8 protein-coding genes are annotated in these 7,242 nt (G+C 69.6%); 1 reads left to right on the top strand and 7 read right to left on the bottom strand.

Features of this window, described 5'->3' with window-relative positions:
* From PUT80_RS42930 to PUT80_RS42915, 4 genes are all read right to left on the bottom strand, one after another.
* A partial coding sequence (locus PUT80_RS42930; RefSeq protein ID WP_275295559.1) for a PHP domain-containing protein occupies nt 1-335 on the bottom strand: 335 nt, incomplete at its 3' end.
* 128 nt (nt 336-463) lie between these two features.
* Entirely contained in the window at nt 464-898 is a 435-nt protein-coding gene (locus PUT80_RS42925; RefSeq protein WP_275295558.1) for a PadR family transcriptional regulator, read from the bottom strand.
* 1,041 nt (nt 899-1,939) lie between these two features.
* Nucleotides 1,940-3,232, bottom strand: coding sequence for an MFS transporter (locus tag PUT80_RS42920; protein WP_134732881.1), 1,293 nt, complete (start codon nt 3,230-3,232; stop codon nt 1,940-1,942).
* Nucleotides 3,233-3,325: 93 nt separating this feature from the next.
* The gene (locus tag PUT80_RS42915; protein WP_275295557.1) at nt 3,326-3,718 is read right to left on the bottom strand and encodes a nuclear transport factor 2 family protein; all 393 of its coding nucleotides are present in this window, start codon (nt 3,716-3,718) and stop codon (nt 3,326-3,328) included.
* A 71-nt stretch (nt 3,719-3,789) separates the two neighbouring features.
* Between PUT80_RS42915 and PUT80_RS42910 the strand changes: the two genes are divergently transcribed.
* Nucleotides 3,790-4,359: a TetR/AcrR family transcriptional regulator gene (locus tag PUT80_RS42910; protein WP_275295556.1), complete on the top strand. Its 570-nt coding sequence runs from the start codon at nt 3,790-3,792 to the stop codon at nt 4,357-4,359.
* 3 nt (nt 4,360-4,362) lie between these two features.
* Here the strand turns inward: PUT80_RS42910 and PUT80_RS42905 are convergent, their stop codons facing one another.
* The 3 genes from PUT80_RS42905 to PUT80_RS42895 all read right to left on the bottom strand — a co-directional run bounded on the left by PUT80_RS42905 (nt 4,363) and on the right by PUT80_RS42895 (nt 7,181).
* Nucleotides 4,363-4,869: a flavodoxin domain-containing protein gene (locus tag PUT80_RS42905; RefSeq protein WP_275295555.1), complete on the bottom strand. Its 507-nt coding sequence runs from the start codon at nt 4,867-4,869 to the stop codon at nt 4,363-4,365.
* Nucleotides 4,870-4,932: 63 nt separating this feature from the next.
* Entirely contained in the window at nt 4,933-6,132 is a 1,200-nt protein-coding gene (locus tag PUT80_RS42900; RefSeq protein WP_275295554.1) for an MFS transporter, read from the bottom strand.
* A 272-nt stretch (nt 6,133-6,404) separates the two neighbouring features.
* Nucleotides 6,405-7,181, bottom strand: a complete 777-nt coding sequence (locus PUT80_RS42895; protein WP_275295553.1) for a YqcI/YcgG family protein — start codon at nt 7,179-7,181, stop codon at nt 6,405-6,407.
* Between the last annotated feature and the right edge of the window lie 61 nt (nt 7,182-7,242).

Here is a 7,242-nt window from a genome sequence, read left to right as displayed (position 1 = left end):
ACCATCGTCATGTGCGTATACGCACCGCCACCCGAGACGTCGCCGCCCTCGCCGAACTCGTCCGACCCCCGCTGCGACGCCTGCCCCCAGAACACCGGCTTCTTGTGAAACCGCGACTCCGGCGCGACATACGCCTCAATACCGATGATCGGCTTGATCCCGTGCTTCTTCGACGTCTGATAAAACTCGTCCCCGCCGTACATGTTCCCGTGATCGGTCATCCCGACCGCCGGCATGTTCAGCCGGGCCGCCTCCGCGAACAAGGGACCGATCTTCGCCGCACCATCCAGCATCGAGTACTCGGTGTGGACGTGCAGATGGACAAACGATGGCATGGCCGCATTGGACCCGCCGCACCGCGCCGCCGTCCAACAACCGACACGCGCGCTCGGACCACCTCCGGTTGTAGCCCGAGGTGACCGCCGGTTGGCGAGTCCACAATGGACTCGCCAACCGATGGTTTCTAGTCTTCGGAGTCGTCGTCCGCGAGCAACGCATACAGCCTGCGGCGGGCTTCGCGAAGCACCTTGCGCGCCTCCGCGCACTGCGCCTCGCTGCCCGTGTGCGCGACCTGCGCCGCCGCCCCGGCCAACTCGCCGATCTGCTGATACAGCGCCGCGAACCGGTCCGCACCCGGATCCTCGTCACGAGCCGAAGACGCCCACAGCGCGGCGAACTCCTCCTCGCGCCCCGCGACGTGCTCCCGCCCCGCCTCCGTGAGATGCGCGACGCGACGGCCGCCCTCCTCCGCGGTGCGGACCAGGCCTTCGTCCTCGAGCTGCTGCAAAATCGGGTAAATGGACCCCGGGCTGGGCCGCCACTCGTCATTCGTGCGACGCCGGATCTCCTGCATCAGCTGATACCCGTGCCGGGGTTCCTCCGCGAGCAAGGCAAGCACCGCCGGACGCACCGGCCGCGCCGGGCCCCGACCGCCGCGGGGCGGGCCACCGAAGAACCCTCCCGGACCGCCGGGGCCGCCGGGGCCTCCCGGAAACCCCGGGAACCCAGGAAACCCGGGAAACCCCGGCCGATGCGGCGGCCCGGGCGGACCAGGAGGACCGGGAGGCCCCGGCGGGAAACCGCCACGGGCTTCGAAGACCGTGCCGTCCCAGGCTTCCGCGTCACCGGGGTGACCCGGGTGACCGCGATGGCCTGGGTGACCGGGGCGCCCCGGATGTCCTAGGTGGTCCGAGTAACCCGGGTGTCCTGGATGCTCGCCCGGATGGCCGAAGTGCACATGGTGCTCACCAGCCTCGCCCGGACGGCCGGGGTGCGGGTGGCGTTCCCCCGCCTCACTCGAATGACCGGGGTGGACGTGGTGTTCGCCCCCATCGCCCGAATGACCAGGGTGCACGTGGTGCTCCCCCGGCCAACCGTGATGCTCGCCCGGCTCGCCCGACCAGCCGTGGTGCTCACCCCCGTGACCAGGCCAGCCGAAGGCGACTCCCGGCCCCCCGAAGAGCCCGGTCTGCCCGAACCTGGCACCGGGCCCGCCGAACACCGCATGCTGGCCGACCCCCAAGCCTCGCCCGCCGAGCAAGCCCGCCCAGCCGCGTCCGCCCAGCCCGAACCAGGCATCCTGGCCACCGAAGCCGCCCGGACGCCCGCGCTCCTCGTCCGGTTCGCCTCCCCGAGGCCACCCGTGTCCTTCCCCCGGCCCGCCCGGATGTCGCCCCCTCCCGTCGCCCGGCGCGTCCGGCCTGCCGAACGGCACTCCCCGACCCCCGTCACCAGGGTGAACCGGTCCGGGGCGGCCGAAACCGAACGGCACTCCGTGCCCGCCGAAGCGTTCCGGGCCGCCGAAGCCTCGGAACAGGTGGTCTCCGCCTGCGGTCCTCGTCATGTCTTCCTCCTCCGTCGAACAATCGCCGATATGCCCACGATATATCGGCGATTGTTCGACGGCAAGGCCGCCCGAGCCCAGCAGAGGCAGAAGAGGTCAGGAAGACCCGGCGGGTGCGGTGGTCGCGCCCTCGCCGCCGAAGCGGATGGACTTCGCTTCCTTGCCCAGCGAGGTCAGCACGGCGACCGCGATCAGCACCGGGATCACTGTCCACAGCAGCGCGGCCGTGTACCCCTGCGACTGCGCGATGCTTTCCTGGATCGGCAGGTTCAGCGCCGCCAGCAGGTTGCCGAGCTGGTAGGTCACGCCGGGGAAGAACCCGCGGATCGCGTCCGGGGACATTTCCGTGAGGTGCGCCGGGATGACGCCCCACGCGCCCTGCACCATGATCTGCATCAGGAACGAGCCGAGCGCGAGCATCCCGGCTCCGTGGTCGACGGCGAAGATCGGGACGATCGGCAACCCGAGAACCGCGGCGCCGACGATCGTCATCCGCCGGCCGAAGCGTTCCGACAGCGAGCCGAAGACCAGGCCGCCGATGATCGCGCCGACGTTGTACAGCACGGCGATCCACGTGCTGGTCGCCGCGCTCAGGCCGGCGCCGCCGTGCTCGGTCGCCTTCAGGAATGTCGGGTAGACGTCCTGCGTGCCGTGCGACATCCAGTTGAACGCGGTCATCAGCAGCACGAGGTACCCGAACCGGCGCAGCACCTTCGGGTTGAACAGGACGTCCTTGACCGACGTCCGGGTGACGCGCATCTTCTCCTGCGCCGCCTCCCACACCTCGGATTCCTTGACCCGCGCCCGGATCAGCAGGCTGATCAGCGCCGGGAAGATGCTCAGCACGAAAATCCACCGCCACTCGAGGCCGAGCGCGGTGTGGAACAGCAGGTACGCCAGCGCGGCCAGCAGGTACCCGGCGGAGTAACCGGCCTGCAGCAGTCCGGAGAAGAACCCGCGCCGCTCCACCGGAATCTTCTCCATCGCGAGCGCCGCGCCCAGGCCCCATTCACCGCCCATGCCGATGCCGTAAATGAACCGCAGGATCAAGAGCACGGTGAAGTTCGGCGCGACCGCGCACAGCACGCCCGCCGCGGAATACAGCAGGACGTCGACCATCAGCGGAATGCGCCGTCCGGACCGGTCCGCCCACAGTCCGAACAGGAGCGCCCCGACGGGGCGCATCACAAGCGTCGCGGTGGTGATGAATGCCAGCTGGGTGGCGGTGGCGCCGAACGACTTGTCCTTCGCGATGTCCGCGAGCACGAACACGACGAGGAAATAGTCGAACGCGTCCATGCTCCAGCCGAGCCACGCGGCGAGGAACGAGTTCCGCTGATCGGCGCTGAGCTTGCGTTTTCCCTTGCCCCCGGCTGCGTTTTCGGTCACCGGCTTGGTCTACACCCGGTGCGGCGGAGAGGCAAGAGTCGCATGTGGACTCACCACATCCCTGACATACCAAGCAAAAGCGGAGGAATCGGGTTACTCGGGCGCTTTCGCCGAACGAGTGAGCAGGTGCGCCTCGCGCATCCGGCCGTCCTCGGCGAACCGGCCGAAGAACGACACCTCGATCTCGAGCTCCTTTCCCCGCTGGCGAACGTGCAGCGTGTACCGCGCGGCGACGCGGTCGCCGTCGGCCATCGCGTCGTGGACTTCGATCCGGCTGTCCGGCCGGTTCTTCCGCACCGGACGGCAATGCGCGACCAGCCGCGCGCGGTCGATCCGCACCCCGTCGGCGATCTGCACGACGTCGGGCGTGTGATAGCGGTCGACCACCGTCGCCGCGTCCTCGTCGGTGTGCACCAGATCGTCGGTGAACGAAGTGAAGAAGCCCGCGATGAATGCCTTCGGATCAGCGTGTTCGAGTGTGCCCATGAACCCCTCCCAGATAAACTCTGACACCCTGTAAGATATCCGTTCGAGCTAACCTTGACAAGGTGTAAGAGATGGCGAAACTCCGCGCGGACGCCCAGCGCAGCCGCGCCGCGATCCTCGACGCGGCGCTCCGTGTGCTGGAAACAGATCCGGACGCGAGCGTCGAGGGCATCGCCACGGCGGCCGGCGTGACCCGGCAGACCGTGTACGCCCATTTCCCTTCCCGCGAACGGCTTCTGGCCGCGGTCCTCGACCGGCTCACGGAGGAAGCCGTCGACGCGATGGACGCCGCTGGTCCGGACACCGGGCCGGCGGCGGACGCGATCCTGCGGGTGCTCAACGCCGCGCGCCGGGCGTCCTCGCGTTATCCGTCGCTGCTGCGCCGGTTCTCCTCCACGGCGTCCTCCGCGGAGGACGGACGCGAGCAGCACGAGCCGGTCGCCGAGCGGTTGCGGCGGATTGTCGAACGCGGGCAGCTCGCCGGGGAGTTCGACCGGCAGCCGCCGGCGGATTGGCTGGTCACGGTGATCATCCAGCTGGGCCACGCGGCCGCGGGCGAGGCCGACGCGGGACGGCTTTCGCCGGCCGAAGCCGAGAAAGAGCTGTCCGCCACGGTGCTGCGCGTGCTCGGCGCGTCCTGACGCTCAGATCGCCACGCGAGACTGCGCCCGGCGGCCGATGTCCCGCGCCCACGCCCGGATCCGCTCCCAGTCGCGGAAATCGCCCGCCCGGCTGCCGCGCGCCATCAGCTTTTCCAGCACGCCTTCCGCGAGCGCCGGGTCGAGCCGCCCGCCGAACGTCTCGGTGCGCCCCGCGTCGATCGCGGCGGCCAGCAACGTCACCCGAGCGGGCAGGCTCACCCGGGTCAGATTCGCGCCCGGACCGCACGGTCCGCTGTGGAACAACCAGACCGGACGCGCCCGCAGCGCCTCGGTGTTGCGCTCCAGCAACCGCACCGCTTCGGGCCGCCAACGCGCGTAGTAGAGGGCGCTGCCGACCACCACCGCGGCATACCCCGTGACGCTGTCGACCTCGCCCGCGTCGCGCACGTCGACAGCGAACCCGGCGGCGCGCAACTCCTCGCCGACGACTTCGGCGATCTCACGGGTGCCGCCATGCTTGCCCGCGTACGCGACGAGGACGTTGATCATGCCTTCATTCTCCACCCCATCGCCGGACCGCGCCCGGCCGAAGCCCGACAGCGGCCCAGACGGTCAGGCGATCGTCTTCGGGCGAGAGGCCAGCGCGCCGAACGTCGTCTGCACCAGCGCGAGCGCGATCAGCACCCCGAGCGCAGGCGTCCAGGACGAAGCCGCGTCGTGAATCGCGCCGATCACGATCGGCCCCAGCGCCGCGAGCGTGTAACCCGCGGACTGAGCCATTCCCGACAACGCCCCAGCGTCGGAATAATCCTTCGTACGCAGCCCAAACAGCGACAACGCCAATGCCAACGTGGTCCCGCCGGCCAACCCGGCGAAGACCGCCCAGAGCACCGCGATCCCCGGCGCGACCAGCAGCCCGGTCAGCGCGGCCGTCAACAGCAGCGACCCGGTGATCGCGACCGGACGCTGATCAGGCAACCGGTGGATCAGCATGGAGCTCACCAAGCTGCCGACCAGGCCGCAAAGATTGAAGAGCAACTGATGGAACCCCGCGGTCACCGAGCTGATGCCCGCGGCTTGTTCGATCGAGGACAGCCAGGTCACCAGCACATAGAAGGCGAGCGACTGCAGCCCCATGAAGACGGTGACCTGCCAGGCCAGCCCGTTCGTCCACGGCCGTGCCGCCCCGGTCGTCCGCACGAGCGCCGGCGCGGCGGCGGACCGGCGCAGCTGCGGCAGGAAAACCCCGAGGGCGATCAGCGCGAGCCCTGCCCAGACGCCCAGCGAAAGCCGCCATCCGCCAGCCTGCTGCCCGGCGAGCGGCACCGCGACCCCTGCGGCGATCGCGGCGACGCCAGACTGGACCGCGGTGTACGTGCCGGTGATCGGCCCGATCCGGGTCGGGAAATCGCGTTTGACGAGCGCGGGGAGCAGGACGTTCAGGATCGCGATGGCGACCCCGAGCAGCGCGGTTCCGGTCCACAGCAACAACTGCGGCGGGGTCGAGCGCAGCAGGATCCCGATCGCGAGCAGCAGCACCGCCGCGCCGAGCGACCGCTCGAGCCCGAGCTTCGCGGCGACCTTGGGTGCGATCGGGGAACACCCGGCGAAGGCGATGAGCGGCACGCTGACCAGGACGGACGCGGCTACCGAGGAAAGCCCCTGATCGGCCTGAACGAGGCCCAGAATGGGACCGAGCGACGTGATCGCGGCGCGCAGGTTCGTGGCGATCAGCAGGACGCCGATCAGGACGAGCGCAGGACGCAGCGGGGTCGCGCGTTCGGGGGCAACGGGCCCGGGACGGGCGGTCATGCGGCCACCGCTCCGAGGAGCGCGGAGGTGGGCCAGGCTGGCAGCAGAACCGGGTCGTCGATCATCGGAACCCCTCCCCCGCCACCGGAGCACTCCGCCCGGCGCCGGGCGACCTCACCGATCTTGCCCGGTCGGGGGCTGAGTCGGCAACAGCCTTGTCTGCCGTCCGGCTGCCGGTTTACCGCACCGCCGCGGTCACGAACACCGGCGCGGTCATGTCCATAATGGACTCAGTCCGGTCGCGACACCAGCCGCAAAGTCTCTCTCTCCGATCAGACACGGGGCCGCGCGGTTTCGGCTTCCCGGAAGGAAAACGGGCAGGCGTCCGTCCGGTCGACATCCTCTTCGGGCAGGCCGTACTGCCACCATTCCAGCCCGGCGACACCGTAGGAACCGAGCTGGCGAGCGCGCGGGGCACCGTCGTAGCGGTCGATCCTCGCCCGGATGTTGTCGCGAACGTTGCGGCCGCTGGGGGTGTCGCCCGCGACGACGTCGAACCGTTCGCGCGGGTTGATGACAAGCACGAAATGCTCGCCGAGATTGCGGCTGCGCCGGACCTCGTGGGCGGGGCTGCTCATGTTGACGAACAACGGCATTCCGTTGGAGCACAGAGACCACGAGCTTTCGCCGGGGTCGGTGCCGACGTTCTCCGGCCAGGGCGCCGGATCGACGTGGTGCAGCTTCTGGAGCACTTCCCAGCCGAACGCCTGGTACTCCGAGACCGATCCGGCGGACACCGCCGCGGGCGAAAACACGATCAGCAACGGGTACGCGGTGTCGAGCCGGCCATTCCAATTCCGGGAAAGCTCTACATAATCGGCGAGTTCGACACCGAGTCTCGCGATAGCGTCCGACCCGGCATCCTCGGCGAACGAGAACAGCAGCAGTCCCTTTCGGAAGGCGTTTCTCGAGAAGACGCAAGGGAAGCCGCGGTCGGTGAGCCGGGACTCGACGTCGCGGAAAGCGCGAGCACGCCAGCCGGTACCGAATGTTCCGGCCTCCTGCTGGGTGGTCAGCGTGGTGCTGCGGGACTCGAGCAATCGGTGCATTCCAGCCCTCCGGGAATGATCTTCCTCGGGCTCACGGCACCCCCTCCGGTGCACTGCCGCT

The sequence above is a fragment of the Amycolatopsis sp. La24 genome, assembly GCF_029087445.1.
GTDB lineage: Bacteria > Actinomycetota > Actinomycetes > Mycobacteriales > Pseudonocardiaceae > Amycolatopsis > Amycolatopsis nivea.
The sequence above is the reverse complement of the archived record's forward strand: the minus strand, read 5'-3'. Positions and strand labels throughout refer to the sequence as shown.